At 45.2% G+C, this 18,250-nt stretch carries 17 protein-coding genes; 15 read left to right on the top strand and 2 right to left on the bottom strand.

Translation table 11 applies throughout. The features are described 5' to 3' along the window. The first annotated feature begins 41 nt into the window (after positions 1 to 41). From EKG39_RS06210 to EKG39_RS06140, 15 genes are all read left to right on the top strand, one after another. The gene (locus EKG39_RS06210; RefSeq protein ID WP_126504889.1) at positions 42 to 1,679 is read left to right on the top strand and encodes a methyl-accepting chemotaxis protein; all 1,638 of its coding nucleotides are present in this window, start codon (positions 42 to 44) and stop codon (positions 1,677 to 1,679) included. A 128-nt stretch (positions 1,680 to 1,807) separates the two neighbouring features. Further along, on the top strand, positions 1,808 to 2,194 hold the full coding sequence (locus EKG39_RS06205) for an ACT domain-containing protein (RefSeq protein ID WP_126504888.1): 387 nt from the start codon (positions 1,808 to 1,810) through the stop codon (positions 2,192 to 2,194). Positions 2,195 to 2,231: 37 nt separating this feature from the next. Next, complete coding sequence (locus EKG39_RS06200) at positions 2,232 to 2,489, top strand: HPr family phosphocarrier protein (protein ID WP_012142758.1); 258 nt, start codon at positions 2,232 to 2,234, stop codon at positions 2,487 to 2,489. A 175-nt stretch (positions 2,490 to 2,664) separates the two neighbouring features. Then, positions 2,665 to 4,365, top strand: coding sequence for a phosphoenolpyruvate--protein phosphotransferase (gene ptsP, locus EKG39_RS06195; RefSeq protein ID WP_126504887.1), 1,701 nt, complete (start codon positions 2,665 to 2,667; stop codon positions 4,363 to 4,365). Between the two features lie 71 nt (positions 4,366 to 4,436). Beyond that, entirely contained in the window at positions 4,437 to 4,946 is a 510-nt protein-coding gene (gene crr / locus EKG39_RS06190) for a PTS glucose transporter subunit IIA (protein ID WP_126504886.1), read from the top strand. 245 nt (positions 4,947 to 5,191) lie between these two features. Then, positions 5,192 to 5,536, top strand: coding sequence for an ArsC family reductase (locus tag EKG39_RS06185; protein WP_126504885.1), 345 nt, complete (start codon positions 5,192 to 5,194; stop codon positions 5,534 to 5,536). Beyond that, positions 5,533 to 6,663, top strand: coding sequence for a succinyl-diaminopimelate desuccinylase (gene dapE / locus EKG39_RS06180; RefSeq protein ID WP_126504884.1), 1,131 nt, complete (start codon positions 5,533 to 5,535; stop codon positions 6,661 to 6,663). Before EKG39_RS06185 ends, dapE begins: the two co-directional genes overlap by 4 nt. After that, the gene (locus EKG39_RS06175; protein ID WP_126504883.1) at positions 6,657 to 7,340 is read left to right on the top strand and encodes a M15 family metallopeptidase; all 684 of its coding nucleotides are present in this window, start codon (positions 6,657 to 6,659) and stop codon (positions 7,338 to 7,340) included. The genes dapE and EKG39_RS06175 overlap by 7 nt, the downstream gene beginning before the upstream one ends. A 46-nt stretch (positions 7,341 to 7,386) precedes the next feature. Continuing rightward, positions 7,387 to 8,223, top strand: coding sequence for an alpha/beta fold hydrolase (locus EKG39_RS06170; RefSeq protein WP_126504882.1), 837 nt, complete (start codon positions 7,387 to 7,389; stop codon positions 8,221 to 8,223). Positions 8,224 to 8,534: 311 nt separating this feature from the next. Further along, entirely contained in the window at positions 8,535 to 9,149 is a 615-nt protein-coding gene (gene can, locus EKG39_RS06165; protein ID WP_126504881.1) for a carbonate dehydratase, read from the top strand. A 288-nt stretch (positions 9,150 to 9,437) separates the two neighbouring features. Further along, positions 9,438 to 10,622: an 8-amino-3,8-dideoxy-alpha-D-manno-octulosonate transaminase KdnA gene (kdnA, locus tag EKG39_RS06160; protein WP_126504880.1), complete on the top strand. Its 1,185-nt coding sequence runs from the start codon at positions 9,438 to 9,440 to the stop codon at positions 10,620 to 10,622. A gap of 68 nt (positions 10,623 to 10,690) precedes the next feature. Then, on the top strand, positions 10,691 to 11,761 hold the full coding sequence (gene kdnB, locus EKG39_RS06155; protein WP_126504879.1) for a 3-deoxy-alpha-D-manno-octulosonate 8-oxidase KdnB: 1,071 nt from the start codon (positions 10,691 to 10,693) through the stop codon (positions 11,759 to 11,761). Between the two features lie 116 nt (positions 11,762 to 11,877). Then, positions 11,878 to 12,615, top strand: coding sequence for an 8-amino-3,8-dideoxy-manno-octulosonate cytidylyltransferase KdsB (gene kdsB / locus EKG39_RS06150; protein ID WP_126504878.1), 738 nt, complete (start codon positions 11,878 to 11,880; stop codon positions 12,613 to 12,615). A 41-nt stretch (positions 12,616 to 12,656) separates the two neighbouring features. Then, a complete protein-coding gene (locus EKG39_RS06145) occupies positions 12,657 to 12,896 on the top strand; it encodes a DUF2897 family protein (RefSeq protein ID WP_126504877.1) in 240 nt (79 codons plus the stop codon). A 313-nt stretch (positions 12,897 to 13,209) separates the two neighbouring features. Next, on the top strand, positions 13,210 to 13,893 hold the full coding sequence (locus EKG39_RS06140; RefSeq protein WP_126504876.1) for an LOG family protein: 684 nt from the start codon (positions 13,210 to 13,212) through the stop codon (positions 13,891 to 13,893). Between the two features lie 119 nt (positions 13,894 to 14,012). On the opposite strand, the gene EKG39_RS06135 is transcribed toward EKG39_RS06140, so the two are convergent. Further along, positions 14,013 to 17,108 (bottom strand): efflux RND transporter permease subunit, encoded by a 3,096-nt coding sequence (locus EKG39_RS06135; protein ID WP_126504875.1) that lies wholly within the window; start codon positions 17,106 to 17,108, stop codon positions 14,013 to 14,015. After that, positions 17,105 to 18,190, bottom strand: a complete 1,086-nt coding sequence (locus EKG39_RS06130; RefSeq protein WP_126504874.1) for an efflux RND transporter periplasmic adaptor subunit — start codon at positions 18,188 to 18,190, stop codon at positions 17,105 to 17,107. The genes EKG39_RS06135 and EKG39_RS06130 overlap by 4 nt, the downstream gene beginning before the upstream one ends. Between the last annotated feature and the right edge of the window lie 60 nt (positions 18,191 to 18,250).

The following is an 18,250-nucleotide window of genomic DNA, read 5'->3' as shown; positions in this document are numbered from 1 at the left end:
TATTTCTCCTGTTGATACGCCCATTATTAGAAAGGATATCTATGATAGCCATACTCAGACGTTTCACTATACTCCACCGTTTAATCTTGATGTTAGCGCTTGCAGCTATCGGCACATTTGTGTTCGCCAGTTTCTCCATCATTGAACAAAGAAATAACCTGATTGAACAGAAATGGGTTCAAAACGATGCACAGCTCAGTACTGTACTCAGTGTTATAGAGGCCCATCGACAACAGGCACTCGAAGGTAAAATCACCTTAGATGAAGCCAAACAGGAAGCGGCAAATTTAGTTAATAAAATAAACTTTGGTCAAGACGGGTTTTTTATCCTTATTAACTCTGACAATAACATTATCTCCCATGGCGTATCTCCAAAACTTATTGGTCAAACTGCTGACGTTATCAGGGCTCAAGACGGTCATATCACGCTGTCAGATATGACAAATGAAGCTCAGAGAGACTCTATTTCTAAACAGACATTTTCCTTTAAAAACCCGGTATCAGGTGCCGTAGAAGAGAAGATGCTTGAAGCCAGATATTACCCTGCTTGGCAATGGACGTTGGTAACGGGTGCTTACATGAGCGACATTAACGACGCCACTTTCTCACTGCTTCCCGGTTATCTGGTCATCATGACCTTGATTGCCGCACCAATATTTGCCTTTTTCCTCGTGCTCAACCACTCCATCAGCACGCCATTAAAAGAAGCCATTGCAGCTATGGAAGATATTGCCAAAGGCGAAGGCGATCTTACGAAACGTCTGCCGACAAAAGGCAATGATGAGGTGGTCGAGCTCGCTATCGCCTTTAATCTTTTCGTTGAAAAGATTGGCAACACTGTCGGAGCTCTAAAGCCACTCGGCTCAAGTTTGAATCAAGATGCAGATCGTTTACTCGCATCCGTCGAGGAGACAAATGTGAGCGTCGATAATCTTCATCAAGAAACGAGCAGCGTTGCTACAGCTATCAATCAGATGCTCTCTACAACCCAAGAGATGGCCAGTAATACTCAACAGGCTGCAGATTCCGCTAACAGCGTAAAAAACCAGGCTCAGCAAAGTAAATCTATGATGGACCTGACGGTGTCAAACTCGGAAGACTTGGTCAATGCGCTGCAAACTGCAGAGTCAATTACTCATAACTTAGGCATATCTTCACAGCAGATCGGCAGTATTCTGGACGTGATCAGAGGCATCGCCGAACAGACCAATCTTCTAGCACTCAATGCAGCCATTGAAGCCGCCCGAGCCGGAGCACATGGCAGAGGCTTTGCGGTTGTAGCCGATGAAGTCAGGGCTTTGGCTACACGTACTCAAGAATCTACCAATGAAATTCAAAAAATTATAACCGAGATACAGACTGGCGTATCTTCGGTAATGACGAGTAACGCTGACACACAACAAACCTCAGTTCAGCTGCAGTCACAAGCCAGAGAAGCCGGAGATGCGTTAGGGGAAATTTTAGAGCTTATCGCCCATATCAGTGATATGAATACCCAGCTTGCCAGCGCCACCGAAGAGCAATCTCTGGTTACCGAAGAGATTAACCGAAATATCTGCAGCATTACCGAGCTCACTGAGGTTTCGGTACAGGCAAACGAGAGCAATCGTTGTGCAGCCGTTTCCCTGCAGGATATCAGTCAGGACACCGCACAGACGCTTAGCCAATTTAGAGTTTAAGTTATAGTATTTGCTTAAGTTTTAGATTTTGTTTATTAAGATGGGGGCGATTCGCCCCCAACCTGCCTCATAAAGTGTGGTAAGCTGATGGTATATCACCCCATCCTCAATTTAGGTAACTGATAGCCATGGCGCGAATGACACTAGCCGTTCATTCTCAACTCTATAGCATTCATAGCTTCAGCCCTGACGCTTCGATTGCTACTGAGATATTCCAGCAAGATATGTTTTTTGTCGGAAAAACCAAAGATGAGTTATCCGTGGTCGTTCCTGCAGAGCTTAACCTCGATAGTCTCGAGGAAGAGAGTAACTGGCGTTGTATCGAAGTGATAGGCCCGTTAGGCTTCTCTATGACGGGTATTCTTGCCAGCGTATCGGGAACTTTAGCCGATGCAGACATTAGTATCTTTGCTATTTCGACGTTCGATACCGATTATATCTTAGTTAAAAAAGATAAATTATCTAAAGCTATCACAGCCTTAAAAAAGAAAAACTATCAGATCACTGAATATTAGTTTACCCCCTTCATCCTAATTTATGAGTGTTACTTCTATGTATGAAAAATCGGTCACAATTACAGCCAAACATGGTATTCATACTCGTCCGGCGGCGCTGCTTGTCAAAGAAGCCAGAACCTATGACTGCGATGTGCTGGTTGAATGTAATGGTAAACAGGCAAGTGCTAAAAGCTTATTTAAGTTACAAACCTTAGGCCTCTACCATGGCATGACAGTAAAAGTACTGGCTGATGGTCCTCAAGCGGAGCAAGCTGTTGAGAAAGTATCTGAACTATTAATAACGCTCAGCTAACAGACTCTCTCCTCCATCTAAAAACTTTACTTCGAAAACCAAAAAAACATGCTTGCCTGACTCTCAAACTCTCGGCTCTACAACATATACGCACACTCCCCAAACAGAGTGAATCTTGCACTTTGAAGGAGTTTGCGTATATTACACTGTAACTTGTCTGATACAGGAAAAGAGTATGTCCACTTCGGGAATTGTAGTTTCATCCGGAATCGCATTTGGCCAATCGAGAATACTGCATCAACACAGTACTGAATTAGACTACCAACTCCTTCCTTTATCCAAAGTAAAAGCGGAACAAATAAAATTATCTCATGCTATCGAGCAAGTGTTGCAGTTATTACAGTCCGGATTACACCGACTCGAAGCGGATTGTGACAATTACCAACTGATTGAAGCCGATATTTTACTACTCGAAGATGAAGAGTTAACTCATCAACTGCTAACCAGCATAGGCGAGCAACAATTTACCGCCAGTGTCGCTGTCAAGCGAGTTTTTGCTCAACAGGCCAACCAGATGTTAGCCATGGAGGACCCTTATCTGGCTAACAGAGCTGAAGATGTCCTCTGCCTCGGGAGTAGGTTAATCGCCGCAATTAACGGCAGCATAGAACATGATCTTGAAAACCTAACTTACCCCACAATATTACTCGCCACAGACCTGACCCCCGCCGAATTTGCAACACTGCCATTAGATAAGATCAATGGGATAGTACTGAAAACCGGTGGTCTCACGAGCCACACTGCTATCTTGGCCAGAAGCGCCGGGATCCCGGCACTGCTCAGTTGCGATTTCGACGAAGCACTGACAAATAATCAACAAATCGCACTCGATGCATTATCCGGCTACCTGCATATCAACCCAGACCAAGAGGTGATTAACCGTTTAGAACGGATAGGGTCGGAAGATAAGTTAAGAAAAAGCAGATTACAAAAATTTAAAGACCTCCCGACTGAAACACGCGACAAACATCAGGTTTCACTTTTGGCCAATGTTGGATCTTTAAGTGAAATAAGCCACCTTTCTGATGTGGGTGCCGATGGTATCGGATTATTCAGGACTGAGTTCATGCTAATGAACGCGAGCCAGATGCCCAGCGAAGATGTGCAATACGGTCTTTATTGCGATGCGGTACAACTGCTCGATGGCAAAACTTTCACCATCAGAACATTTGATATCGGCGCAGATAAGGAACTACCCTGCCTTTCTCTGCCTCAAGAAGTAAACCCGGCATTGGGTTTTCGCGGTGCAAGGTACTCCCTCGTTCATACCGACCTACTTAAGAGCCAATTAAAGGCGATACTCCGCGCCGCTAACCATGGTCCTATCAGGTTGATGTTTCCGATGATAAATCAAGTTGAGGAGTTAGATCTGCTCTTTAAAATGATTGAGGAGTGTAAAACTGAGCTGATTGATGAAGAGCGTGGATTCGGCGAGCTAAGTTATGGAATAGTGGTTGAAACCCCCTCGGCAGTGTTAAATCTGGCTTCCATGTTACCACTTCTGGATTTCATCAGTATCGGGACCAATGATCTTACTCAATATGCTATGGCCGCAGATCGAACTAACCCCGATTTAACCAAAATCTACCCATCTTTATCCCCCTCAATTTTAAAGCTGATTAAGATGACTATAGATACCGCTAAAGAGGCGAATATTCCTGTCTCGCTTTGTGGCGAACTGGCGAGTAACCCACTCGTCGCCCCTATCCTTATTGGCATGGGAATCGATGAATTAAGTGTTAATTTAAACTCATTACTGGAACTTAAATCGACAATTTGTAATAACGAACTTGCGGCTTATATCAAATGCAGTGAAGAAGCATTATTGATACAACGCATAGATGAACTAAATCATTATGTATCGCACTGTTACTAGAGAAGATTATTCAGTATGCTAGTAAGAATAAAAATTAAAACGAATAGCAGTATTTGTACTAGGGGATAAAAATGGGATTTTTAAGCCGTATAAGACGTTTAGTGTCGGGGCAAACCAACCTGGTTGGCGGAATTGATGTTTTTGCTCCCGTTTCAGGCGAAATTGTCGCCATTGAGAAGGTTCCCGATGTCGTTTTTGCCGAAAAAATTGTCGGCGATGGCTTAGCCATCAATCCAAAAGGCAGTCAGATCGTCGCTCCCATCGATGGAACCATAGGAAAAATATTCGAAACTAATCATGCCTTTAGCATAGAGTCACCTCAAGGACTGGAACTATTTGTCCATTTCGGTGTAGGCACGGTAGAGTTACGAGGTAATGGATTTAAACGTCTCGCCGAAGAGGGGCAAGTCGTAAAAGTGGGTGAGCCTATTCTTGAGTTCGACCTCGCATACCTAAAAGAGCAGGTAGAGAGCCTGCTCACCCCAGTGGTACTCGCAAATATGGAAGATATACGCTCACTCGATAAACGCCAGGGCTCCATAGATGCGGGCAAAGATGTCATTTTTTCTGTAGAACTCTGACACTTGTGGCGGTTTATTCCTATTAACCAGATAAACCGCTTTCATTCTCCACTTTCTACTCATTACATCGCTGGCGGCTTATCCGCCGACAAAATACTCTTCGCTTCATCTCTTCATGAAAAAAGTTCAGCTATTCACGCTAACAGAACTTGAGACATCAATGAGGCAATGACACAATGCATGAATAAGACTAACGACAATCACCTACCTGGCGTACTCAATATGCCATAATCGGAGAAAACACCTTGACGCTTTTCGGCATTAAAAATTGTGATACGGTCAAGAAGGCCCGCAAATGGATTGAAGCCAACGATCTTAATATTCCTTTCCATGATTTTCGTGTTGATGGCCTGACTAAAGATCAAGTGGCAGCCTGGGCGGCCTATTTAGGTTGGGAAAAACTATTCAACAAACGTAGCACCAGCTATAGAAACCTCAGCGATGAAGATAAATCTAATATTGACGAAACTAAGGCTATCGAGCTGATGCTGACACATCCGACACTGATCAAGAGGCCGGTCTTGGTCACGAATCATAAAGTGATGGTTGGCTTTAAAGAAGCCGAATATAAAGCGTGGTTTAACCTATGAGTCAGGAAGTATTAACCCTTGCCCAAGATCTAATCTCACGTGAATCTGTCACACCCTTGGATGAAGGCTGCCAAAAACTGATGGCCGACAGGTTGAATGCAAAAGGCTTCGACATCGAATCCATGGTATTTGATGATACAACTAACATGTGGGCGAGACGTGGTAATAGCGGGCCCGTTTTCTGTTTTGCGGGTCACACCGATGTGGTTCCCGTTGGCGATCTGAACCGCTGGCATACTCCCCCTTTCGATCCCGTCGTTATCGATGGGTACCTCCACGGCCGCGGCGCCGCGGATATGAAAGGCTCACTCGCTGCAATGTTGGTTGCCACCGAACGTTTTGTAGATAAGCACCCGGACCATAACGGCTCAATCGCCTTTTTAATCACCAGTGATGAAGAGGGGCCATTTATCAATGGCACAACTCGGGTCATAGATACCCTTGAAGCCCGTAACGAGAAAATAACCTGGGCGTTAGTCGGTGAGCCATCTTCTACCCATAAACTGGGTGATATCGTTAAAAACGGCCGCAGAGGTAGCTTAACAGGAAACTTAACGGTTAATGGCATCCAAGGGCATGTGGCCTACCCTCACCTGGCCGATAACCCGATTCATAACGCAGCGCCAGCCCTCGATGAGTTATCCCGTATGAAGTGGGATAATGGCAACGAATTTTTCCCGCCAACCAGTTTCCAGATTGCCAATATTAATGGTGGTACCGGCGCATCAAATGTTATTCCGGGGTCACTGGAGGTGATGTTTAACTTCCGCTACTCCACTGAAGTAACCGCTGAAGAGTTGATTAAGCGAGTGCTCAACATACTCGATGCCCATGGACTGGATTATGATATTAGTTGGATCTTTAATGGCCTACCTTTCCTCACCGGTGAGGGCCCATTACTCGATGCTACACGTGATGCAATAAAGCAAGTGACGGGCACTGATACCGATCCGCAAACCACCGGCGGCACATCAGATGGACGTTTTATCGCACCGACAGGTGCTCATGTCATTGAACTTGGTCCTGTTAATGCGACCATTCACAAAGTAAATGAATGTGTAAAAGTCGCCGATCTCGAACAGCTCGCCCTTTGTTATGAAGTCATTTTGGAAAAACTACTTTGCTAACAACGACGACATCACCCTATGGCCTTGTACATGCCGATTTCGTTGATTATCAAGGCCATCTTTTAGAGAGAGAAACCGCTAAAGCCCTCGGGCAGATGGCGTTGGCGGCGAGCCGGGGTGGCATAAAAATCGAGGTTTGCTCAGGCTACCGGGACTTTTCAAGGCAATTGAAAATCTGGAATGATAAAGCACAGGGTAAACGAACTGTCCTCGACCAAGACTCACAACCCGTCGAGTTAAAGCACAAGAGTGACAAAGAGATCCTTGAGCTCATCATGCTCTGGTCTGCACTACCGGGGACATCCAGGCATCATTGGGGCACAGATATCGATGTTTATGATGCAAATAGCATCCAACTTAATCAATTACAGCTGGTGTCATCAGAATATCTCTCATCAGGCCCCTGCGGGAACCTGCATCAATGGCTGATTAAACACGCGGGCGATTTTGGTTTCTATTTCCCCTTCCAGGAAGGATTAAGTGGAGTGAGCGCCGAACCTTGGCATCTGAGTTATTACCCGGTCTCATCTGACATTCTCAGGGTATTCGATGTTGATGTATTAAAGCAGATTCTGAATGAAGCTGATCTGGAACTTAAGACCGAGGTCATGGCGAGAATTGATTCTCTTGTCGAAGAATATGTCTATACTATTGCTCCTCCCCCCAATCAGCTATAATTAAATATAATTTATTATTAATCAAAACTTTATCACAGCAGGAAATATGAACTTTTCTTCCTATCGAAATCAGATAACAGTAGATAACAAACGTCTTAGCTATTTAGATATTGGCGAGGGGCCGGTACTTTTATTTGGTCATAGTTATCTTTGGGATTCACAGATGTGGGCACCTCAACTCGCCCACCTTTCAAAACACTATCGCTGCATTGTTCCCGACCTATGGGGTCATGGTGATTCAGACCCGATCCCTGACAGCACACACTCTCTACAGCATATTGCCGATCAGATGCTCACCCTCATGGATAACTTAAAGATAGAGGCGTTCTCGGTCATTGGCTTATCCGTAGGAGGTATGTGGGGCGCGGAGCTGGCATTAAAAGCACCGACACGCGTAAGCACACTCGTAATGATGGGCTGCTTTATTGGCTTTGAGCCCGAAGTATCGCGCACCAAGTACTACAATATGCTCGATATCATTAAAGCCAGTCAAGGTGTTCCAGCACCTTTGATCGAACAGATCGCCCCGTTGTTTTTTGCTAAAGATGCAGCTCAAAATACACCCGAGTTGTTTGCTCACTTTAAACAATCTCTTGCGGAGTTAAATCCCGAGCTTGTCGAAACACTATTTAGATTAGGCAAGATCATCTTCGGCAGACGAGATACCATGGAAGAGGTAGAAAAACTCACCCTTCCCTGTCTGATTATGACTGGTGTCGAAGACAGTGTCCGTCCGGTGCTCGAGGGATACTTGATGCATGACGCCATCGATGGAAGTGAATATATTCATATTCCTAATGCAGGACATATCTCTAGCCTGGAACAACCGGATTTTATTAACGAGCAGCTTTCAAACTTTCTTAATAAACATCTCAAGCCTTAGCCAAACCTTACGGCTAACATCCGAGTGAGTCATAACTGATGACTCACTCTATCGGCTATCTATTTACACGGAAAAATGATTCTATAAAAACGATGTGTTGCGACTCAGCCAGCTAATGGGCTGTCGGTGACAGTGATCCGCCCCCTCTAAACGCTTAACCTGGCGAGAACCTATTTAACAACTGAGTAAAGAGATTAATACTTAATTAATATTAATTGGGTATTTTACTGAATAGACCACCCAAGGTGTATTTCAATGCTATTATCCATCTGCAATATGGAATACTCTTAATTACTGAATTGTTGAGAAAAATGAAAATACTAACTCCCCTTTTTGAGAATAATCGCCGCTGGGCTGAACGTATCGTTAAAGAGAAACCTGATTTTTTTGAACAGCTCGCGACTCAACAAAACCCCGAATACCTATGGATCGGTTGTTCCGACAGCCGCGTTCCCTCCAACCAGATCATCGACTTAATGCCTGGTGAAGTGTTCGTTCATAGAAATATAGCCAACATGGTGATCCACACAGACTTGAACTGCCTATCTGTCCTGCAATATGCCGTAGAAGTTCTGAAAGTTAAACACATTATGGTGGTTGGACACTATGGCTGTGGTGGCGTTAAGGCTTCTATGGGCACTGAGAGACTCGGACTCATAGACAACTGGCTTGGCCATATCAGAGATATTCACCGTCTTCACAGTAATGAGCTGGACAAACTTGATGGTGAAGAGAAGTTTGATCGTCTCTGCGAGCTAAATGTCATCGAACAGGTTGGCAACGTCAGTAGCACCAATATAGTTCAAGATGCCTGGGCCAGAGGGGAAAACGTCTCCATTCATGGCTGGATCTACAGTATTGAAAACGGGCTACTATCCGATCTCGATGTGACTGTCGATAACGATAAATTTAAACCACAAGCTTAAAAACTTAATGTTGTTTGCTTATTGCCAATAGGGGCGTGTATTACCTATACCGCCCCAGGCTCAACATTTTCAACAGCCGGCACTTTAACATCAAAAATGAAATGCCCTTAAACTCCCCCAAATTTAAGGGCCTTTAGTACACGCTTTATACTATCAAAGAAAAAAATGTCGAAATAAGCTAAATAATCCTTAATAAACATCGCAGTTTTCCGCCCATCCCAGTTATAATCCTCTAGTTATGTTTTATTTCTCGCGCAAATAAGCGCAGCGAATTCTAAGGAAATTTCCATGCCTGGTTTTGAATTATTTGGTCCTGAAGAGAAGCAGGAAGTTGCAGATGTTATGGAGAACGGTTTCACTTTCCGTTATAACTTCGATCATATGCGTAATGATCGTTGGAAGACGCGTGAAATGGAGCAGTTGTTGTGTGAAAAGATGAACGTTAAGCACGCGCACCTTCTATCAAGCGGTACCGCAGCTCTTCAAACGGCATTAGCCGCAGCAGGTATTGGTGCTGGTGACGAAGTTATCGTTCCTCCTTTCACTTTTGTTGCCTCTGTAGAAGCAGTATTTATGGCCGGTGCGGTTCCCGTTTTTGCTGAGATAGATGAGACTCTCTGCCTATCTCCTGAAGGTATTGAAGCTGCCATCACCCCACGTACTAAGGCGGTTAACTTAGTTCATATGTGCGGTTCTATGGGCAAGCTGGACAAGATTAAGGCTGTATGTGAAAAGCATGACCTTGTTCTTTTGGAAGATGCTTGTCAGGCAATTGGCGGCACATATAAAGGTCAGGCTCTTGGAACGATCGGCGACGTAGGCTGCTACTCATTCGATTCTGTTAAAACCATCACCTGTGGTGAAGGCGGCGCAGTGATCACCAACAGCGAAACCATCTACAAAAATTCTCACATGTTCTCCGACCATGGTCATGACCATGTTGGCAACGACCGTGGCGCCGAAGATCACCCTATCATGGGCTTGAACTTCCGTATCTCTGAGATGAACTCGGCCATGGGTCTGGCTCAGTTACGTAAACTCGATACCATTATCGACATTCAGCGTAAAAACAAGAACACCATCAAGAGCGCAATCGCCGGTATCAAAGACATCTCTTTCCGCGAACTACCGGATCAAGAAGGTGATTCAGCTGGTTTCCTGACCTTTATGATGCCGACTGAAGAACGCACCATAGAGATTAACAAGAAACTGGCTGAAAATGGTGTCGATGGTTGCTTCTACTGGTATGTAAACAACTGGCATTACCTAAGTAACTGGAAGCACATTCAAGAGCTCAAGTCATGCTCTGCCCTGCCAATCACATTAATTGAAGACCGTCCAGACTATACTAACGTGTCGGTACCAAAATCTGATGCAATCATGAGCCGTACTATCTCTATGTTGATCAAGCTGTCCTGGACTGAAGAAGAGATCGCACAGCGTATCGAGAATATTAAGAAAGCCTTTGCTTAATTAACCCATACTTGTACCACGCCTTAGCTTGTCTAAGGCGTGATCACATTTCAGCGGAGAATGTTGTAATGAGTTTTAAAAATTTCAAATGCGTACCCAAAATGATTTTTGGCCGTGGTTCATTTGCCGACCTTGATAAAGTTTTAGGCGTAGAGCGTACCGTAGAAGAAGATTTCGTCGTATTTCTTGTAGATGATGTGCATCAAGACAAGCCACTTGGTGGTCGTGTCCCGGCTAAAGCCCATGATCTGCTTATCTATGTAAACGTTGACGACGAGCCAACGACTAAGCAAGTCGATGCCTTAACTGAACAAGTTCAAGCTTTCAGCAAAAATCAACCTGTCAGTGTTGTAGGACTGGGTGGCGGTTCGACACTGGATTTAGCAAAAGCCGTTTCTTTGATGCTCACTAACCCTGGCGGTTCAGCGATGTACCAAGGCTGGGACCTGATTAAGAACCCGGCTATTCACCATATCGGTATACCTACCGTTTCCGGTACAGGTGCAGAAGCGTCTCGTACTGCTGTACTTTGTGGTCCTGTCCGTAAGTTGGGTCTAAACTCAGACTACACAGTATTTGATCAGATCATCATGGATTCAGAGCTCATTGCTGGTGTGCCAACCGATCAATGGTTCTACACAGGTATGGATTGCTATATTCACTGTGTTGAGTCACTGGAAGGGACTTTCCTCAACGAGTTTGCCAAGGCTTTCGCTGAAAAATCTATGGATCTATGTCGTGAAGTCTACATCGACGATCATGAAGAAAAAGCCGATAAGTTAATGATGGCCTCCTATATGGGCGGCATGAGCATCGCGTATAGCCAAGTAGGTGCCTGTCACGCAGTTTCTTATGGTCTGGGCTATGTCTTAGGCTACCATCACGGTATAGGTAACTGTCTAGCCTTCGATGTACTCGAAGAGTTCTACCCGGAAGGGGTTGCCGAGTTCCGTAAGATGATGGACAAGCACAATATCGTGCTTCCTAAGAATATCTGTAAAGATCTGCCGGATGAAACTATCGCTAAAATGGTTGCTGTCACCAAGAGTATGGGACCACTTTGGGATAACGTTTATGGCGAAGGTTGGGAAGATAAAGTGACCGACGAGATGCTAACTAAGCTGTTCCGTCGCATCTAGTCTCCAAAGTGATAAGGGCTCCAATCGAGCCCTTTTCTATAAATATATCCTTGTCGATCAGTAAACTCTTTTCGATTAGAGAACCCTTGTTGAAAAGTAAACCAAAGGTATAACGAATGAACGTAACTCTGTTAATCCCAGCTCGCTATGGCTCAAGCCGTTTCCCTGGCAAGCCTTTGGCGCCGATTAACGGTAAGCCAATGATCCAGCATGTCTATGAACGTGCATCTTTGGCAAAAGGCTTAACCGCTATCTACGTTGCGACCGATGATGACCGCATTAAAGATGCTGTCGAAGGATTCGGTGGGAAAGTGGTCATGACGAATCCTGACGCCGCATCAGGTACAGATCGTATCGAAGATGCCATTACGCAGTTAGGCTTGAAAGATGATGATCTCGTGGTTAACCTCCAAGGCGATCAGCCATTAATCGACCCCATCTCGATCGAACAGATCATCAGCCTGTTTGAACGTCATCCGGGAGAATTTGGAATGGCAACCTTAGGCTTTGAGATCACAGAAAAATGTGAACTCGACGATCCTAAGCACGTCAAAATGGTATTCGATAACGATTTTAATGCACTCTATTTTTCTCGTGCACGTATCCCGTTCGGCAGAGATACCAACGACTATCCTGTTTACAAACACTTAGGTGTCTACGCTTACACCAGAAGCTTTGTCTCCACATTTGCTAAAATGCCGCTCGGACGTTTAGAAGATTTAGAAAAACTCGAGCAACTCAGAGCGCTCGAGCATGGCCACAGAATCAAGGTTGCTATCAGTGCCTTTGACTCTCCGGAAGTCGATACTCCTGAAGATATTCGAGTCTGTGAGTCCCGTTTAGCGGTGGATTAAACGCGTTCATATATTGATTGTTTGCATATTGAGGAGTGTCGATGTCAGATCTTGAAACCTGGCTCATCATCATCTTAGTGATTGGTGTGATTGCAAGTAACCTTGCAGTCTTGAAATACAGTGCCAAATATAAGATGCCTCAATTTGGCAAGGACCATAAAGTTAAGCCAAAATCTAAACCTAAACAAGAGTCTAAAGATGAGGCCGGTACTGCTGAAAAACTCAGCGACAGTAAGTCTGACAAAGATACAGAGCTTAACTCGTCAGGTAAACATCAATAGTGACAAGTAACCTCCAACTGTAGAAGAACGGAAAGAGGCTTATCGCTTATTCTTATTATAGAATCAGGCTGTAAGCTTTTTTTTTATCCCCTTCCTGGCTAACAATTCCTTCCAAACTTTCTGTTCAAATCCCGCTGAATGGTCAGATATTTAGTGCAATTGGTATAAATCTTTTACCGTGACAAATAAATAATAGATTGTTAATCCTGCTAATTTTATCACTCTGACCTAGACTTAGATTATGTCGACACTCTATTCATCATGATGCTGTTCTATCCAATGTGCTATCACAATGAGCTATCGAGTATAAATTATGATTGATGATTTCAAAGGCGATGAGTCATGGCGTCTATTCAGGATTATCGCAGAATTCACCGAAGGCATCGATGCCCTCTCAGATCTTGGCTTTGCCATATCTATTTTTGGCTCTGCCCGAGTCACTCCGGACAACACCTACTATGAGAAAGCGGAACTACTCTCGAGACGTCTGGCCCAAGAAGGCTTTGCCACCATCACAGGTGGCGGTCCGGGAATTATGGAGGCGGGTAATAAAGGAGCCAAAGAGTGTATGGCTAAATCCGTTGGACTGAATATTGATCTCCCAATGGAGCAATCACCTAATCCATATCAAAATATCTCCTTGAATTATCGTTATTTTTTTGCCAGAAAAGTCATGTTTGTCAAACATTCCATGGGATATATCTGTATGCCCGGAGGTTTTGGTACCTTCGATGAGTTCTTTGAAGCACTGACCTTATTGCAGACCAATAAAATCTATCCCATACCTATCGTTTTATTTGGAAAAGATTTTTGGCAAGGACTATTAGACTGGATGTCGGCTCAACCGCTTAAACACGGACTCATCTCACCGGAAGATCTGGAATTACTAACACTGACTGATGATATTGAAGAGGTAATATCAATTATGGTGGAGCATAGAAAATATAAGATGCTCAAAATCAGGCGTGCCAAAACTGTCTATTATCCTGAGAATTAGAAGGCTTATAGCTTCCAGGATATTCAGTTAGGCTAACGAGTTACCTTTTATTTATTTAAAAAGGCCTGTCAGTTTCAATGACAGGCCTTTTGCTATCGGCACGCTTAAAGCCTAAAGACTTACTTAATATCTAACTCTTTGGCCAGTTCGCGGGCCACGGCTTCGGGTGAGCTTGAATGTCGTGCAAATAGCGAATAGGCCACTGGGATCACAAGTAGGGTAAACATTGTTGCCAGCACTATCCCCGATAACACCACAACCCCGATGACAAATCGGGTTTCAGCACCTGCTCCTTGCGCCAATACCAGAGGTACGGCACCGGCAGCAGTCGTGATCCCGGTCATTAAAATAGGACGTAGCCTTTGCGCCGACGCCTGTACGATTGCCTTTTCGAACTCGAGCCCTTTATCCCTGAGCTGGTTGGCAAACTCTACGATCAAGATACCATTTTTAGCCGCCAGCCCCACCAACATGATGATACCAATCTGGCTGTAAATGTTCAGGCTTTGTCCGGTTAACCATAAGCCGACCAAGGCACCGAGTGTGGCTAAGGGCACGGTTAACATGATAACCATAGGGTGTATAAAGCTCTCAAATTGCGCCGCCAGCACCAAGAAGACGATGCCGAGTGCAAGAATAAAGACAAAATACATCGAGCTGCCAGATTCCTGGTAATCGAGTGATTGTCCCTTATAGCTTATCACCGCCTCGGCAGGCAGATAAGTAGCCGACAGCTCGTTGAGGTAATCCAGCGCTTCTCCCAAACTGTAACCGTCGGCTAAGTTTGCTTCCAATGTAATAGAGCGCATACGATTGTATCTGTTCAGCTGACTCGCATCGGCAAACTCTTCGACACTGACTAAGTTAGACAGAGGGATCAACGCCTGATTCCGATCAGAACGAACATAGATATTCTCGAGATCAGATGCGGTATTTTGATTATCCCGATTCCCTTCGATGATGACATCATACTCTTCACCATCCCGCATAAAGGTTGTCACCAGACGAGAGCCTAACATAGACTCTAATGTTCGTCCTATGTGGGATATGGACACACCAAGATCGGCAGCCCTGTCTTTATCGATAATGACCCTGAGTTGTGGCTTAGTCTCTTTATAGTCATGATCTAACCCCACAAGCTTAGGGTTATCTTTAGCCTTCTCAAGGATAATATCCCGCCACCTTGCAATCTCTTCATAGCTCGGGCCTCCCAGCACAAATTGCACCGGTTTACCGACACCACGACCAAAGGCTTGTCTCATCACAGGAAAGGCCCTGACTCCGGCGAGATCGGATAGCCGACGACGAATATCACCGGTGATCTCAAATGCACTCCTTCTTTGAGCCCAATCTTCGAGTACTATGATGGCCATTCCGTTTGAAAAGTTGGCACTACGACCGAAACTTCTCGGCGCGCGGATAAGCAGACGCTTAACCTCACCGGACTCGACTAAAGGCATCAGTCGATTTTCAATTTCATCCATATAGGACTCAATATATTCATAACTCGCTCCTTGAGGGCCGTTAACGATGAGGAACATTGAGCCCCGGTCCTCTCTTGGGGCAAACTCTTGAGGAACCTCTTTGACTAAGAAAGCACTACAAGCCAGGGCAATCAATACCAGAGAGCTAACGACCAGCGGATAACACATCAGCTTAGTAACCAAGGCTTGATACTGTTCAGATACATAGTTCATCCCAGCATCTACTTTCCTGACAAGCCAGGGATCATCTCCCGCAGGTTTAAGTAGTTTCGAACACATCATTGGACTCAAAGTCAGCGCGACGATACTCGAGAAGATCACGGCCGCGCTCATAGCGACGGCAAACTCTTTAAACAGCTTCCCCAGATCGCCCTCTAAGAAGGTGATGGGCATAAATACCGCAACAAGCACCAGCGTTGTAGCCACAACGGCGAACGCGACTTCCCTCGCCCCCAGATAAGCCGCCTTAAGTGGTGAATCTCCCTCTTCGATACGGCGATGAATGTTCTCCAATACCACGATGGCATCATCGACCACCATACCGATGGCCAAGATCATGGCCAGCAGAGTCAGCAAGTTAATCGTGTAACCCAGAGCGTATAACACGATAAAAGTTGCCGTTAACGAGACAGGCACTGTTAATGCGGGGATCAGCATGGCGCGTACGCTACCTAAGAAAAGATAGATAACCACAATCACCAGGAACATGGCAATAAAGAGGGTTTGATACACCTCCTTGACCGAGGCTTCGATGAAGACTGAACTGTCGTATGAACGTTTAATCTCCATACCGGCAGGTAATGTCGGGTTTATCTTATCGACTAGCGCATTCGCTGCCCTGGCGACATCCAGCGTATTGGCAGTGGATTGTTTGGAAATACCCAAACCTATCATCGCTTCGCGATTCCCCCTGAAGGTGATGCGCTCCTCTTCCGAGCCAATCTCAACTCTTGCGACATCGCCTAATGTTACCAGGTAACCATCATCCCCTTCGGTGAGTACCAGACTGGCAAAATCTTCAGCGGTTCGAAAACTACGTTCGACACGAACGGTGAAATGTCTCTCCTTTGATTCAACAGAGCCAGCCGGAAGCTCAACATTTTCAGAACGAAGCACTTTTTCTATATCGGCAACGGTTAGATCCCGCGCCGCGAGTGCCTGCCTGTCAATCCAAACCCGCATCGCATAGACCTTACCACCACCGATACGAATATTAGCAACACCATCGATGACAGATAACCTGTCAGTCAGGTAACGGCGTGCATAGTCGGTCAACTGTAATGTCGTCATTTGATCAGACACCAGATTTAACCACATGATGACTTCATCACCACCATTTGCTTTTCGTACCTCAGGTGGCTCAGCCTCCTCGGGTAAATTATTGAGCAAACCGGAGACACGGTCACGAACATCGTTAGCGGCGGCTTCTATGTCTCTGCCGACATCAAACTCTAAGGTAACTGTGGATCGCCCGTCACGACTCGATGAGTTAATATGGCGAATACCTTCAACGCCACTGATCCTGTCTTCCACCAGCTGAGTGATACGACTTTCGACCACAGATGCACTGGCACCACGGTAGTTTGTTTGAATCGATACCACAGGTGGATCAATATTGGGATATTCTCTTAACGGGAGCTTATCGAAGGAGACAAGACCAAAAGCGATAAGCAGAATACTTATCACAGACGCAAAGACAGGCCGCTTTACCGACAGATCAGTTAAAATCATGCGGTAGGCCCTACCTTAGCTTCTTTTAAAAAACTAAACTTCTCACTAAATTGGACTTTAACCTTGTCACCGGGTCTTACCTTGAGGATGCCTCGGATCACCACCTGCTGACCCAGTTCGACCCCGTTAAGTACCTCGACCCAGCCACGTTTTCTCAGTCCAAGTTCCACCTCTTTCTTAGTCACGACATCTTCTTCATTCACGAGATAGACATAATGTCTGTTTTGAATTGGGATAATGGCTGACTCGGGTAAGATTAGGGCTTCTCTGCTCTCCTTGATTAACTTAACCTTCATCAGCATCCCGGGTAGGAGTCGATGTTTGGCATTAGCGATCTCGGCGCGTACCGTCACGGCTCGAGTCGTTGGGTTAACGCGGCTATCAATTGAGACCACTTGACCGGTAAATAGCTCATCGGGGAATGCTACCGCGGTGGCTTCCACATTTTTACCTATCGCCAAAGACTGTAAAAAACGCTCAGGGACAGAAAAATCCAACTTAATTATCGAAATATCATCCAACGTAGTGATAGCCGTTCCCGGAGAAACCAGGCTTCCTACGCTGATTTGTCGAAGCCCTAACCGGCCCTTGAAGGGGGCTGTAATGGTGCGATCCTTTAATGCCGACTGCGCCTGGACAAGTTCCGCTTTCGCGGTATCAATTAATGTTTGCAGTCTGTCTCTTTCCAGTTCAGCAATCGTCTGGCTGGTAACAAGCGAACGGATCCGTTCTAATTCTCGCTTATGATCACTCACGCGTACCTTTGCTACCGTGACTCTGGCAACTTGCTCTCTATCTTGTAACTGGACGAGCAGACGCCCTTTCTCAACACTGTCACCATCTTCGAAATTAATTTGTGTCACCACCTCGGTAACTTTAGGGGTCACAGTTATTGACTCATAGGCTTTACTGGTGCCGAGCGCTTCCACCTCATCCCTGACTGGCTCCATAGAAGCTTTAGCGACAACAACATTAGCAATAGGCCTGGCCTTTTTTATTTGGGAGGGGGAATTGGGATAAAATTCCTGATAAGCAAACCAGGCCACGGAGGCCAAAATGATCATTATTATTATTTTTTTCATTAACTTTCCAAGGCACTACTTCTTTTGATATATGACAGTTTACCCATGCGCAACACAGCA

Source organism: Shewanella atlantica (assembly GCF_003966265.1).
In the GTDB taxonomy this organism is placed as follows: domain Bacteria; phylum Pseudomonadota; class Gammaproteobacteria; order Enterobacterales; family Shewanellaceae; genus Shewanella; species Shewanella atlantica.
This window is presented reverse-complemented; position numbering and strand designations above follow the sequence as displayed.

Coding starts and splice junctions, on each gene's coding strand:
- EKG39_RS06210 (WP_126504889.1), top strand. CDS start 42: ATGATAGCCATACTCAGACGTTTCACTATACTCCACCGTTTAATCTTG.
- EKG39_RS06205 (WP_126504888.1), top strand. CDS start 1,808: ATGGCGCGAATGACACTAGCCGTTCATTCTCAACTCTATAGCATTCAT.
- EKG39_RS06200 (WP_012142758.1), top strand. CDS start 2,232: ATGTATGAAAAATCGGTCACAATTACAGCCAAACATGGTATTCATACT.
- ptsP (WP_126504887.1), top strand. CDS start 2,665: ATGTCCACTTCGGGAATTGTAGTTTCATCCGGAATCGCATTTGGCCAA.
- crr (WP_126504886.1), top strand. CDS start 4,437: ATGGGATTTTTAAGCCGTATAAGACGTTTAGTGTCGGGGCAAACCAAC.
- dapE (WP_126504884.1), top strand. CDS start 5,533: ATGAGTCAGGAAGTATTAACCCTTGCCCAAGATCTAATCTCACGTGAA.
- EKG39_RS06170 (WP_126504882.1), top strand. CDS start 7,387: ATGAACTTTTCTTCCTATCGAAATCAGATAACAGTAGATAACAAACGT.
- can (WP_126504881.1), top strand. CDS start 8,535: ATGAAAATACTAACTCCCCTTTTTGAGAATAATCGCCGCTGGGCTGAA.
- kdnA (WP_126504880.1), top strand. CDS start 9,438: ATGCCTGGTTTTGAATTATTTGGTCCTGAAGAGAAGCAGGAAGTTGCA.
- kdnB (WP_126504879.1), top strand. CDS start 10,691: ATGAGTTTTAAAAATTTCAAATGCGTACCCAAAATGATTTTTGGCCGT.
- kdsB (WP_126504878.1), top strand. CDS start 11,878: ATGAACGTAACTCTGTTAATCCCAGCTCGCTATGGCTCAAGCCGTTTC.
- EKG39_RS06145 (WP_126504877.1), top strand. CDS start 12,657: ATGTCAGATCTTGAAACCTGGCTCATCATCATCTTAGTGATTGGTGTG.
- EKG39_RS06140 (WP_126504876.1), top strand. CDS start 13,210: ATGATTGATGATTTCAAAGGCGATGAGTCATGGCGTCTATTCAGGATT.
- EKG39_RS06135 (WP_126504875.1), bottom strand. CDS start 17,108: ATGATTTTAACTGATCTGTCGGTAAAGCGGCCTGTCTTTGCGTCTGTG.
- EKG39_RS06130 (WP_126504874.1), bottom strand. CDS start 18,190: ATGAAAAAAATAATAATAATGATCATTTTGGCCTCCGTGGCCTGGTTT.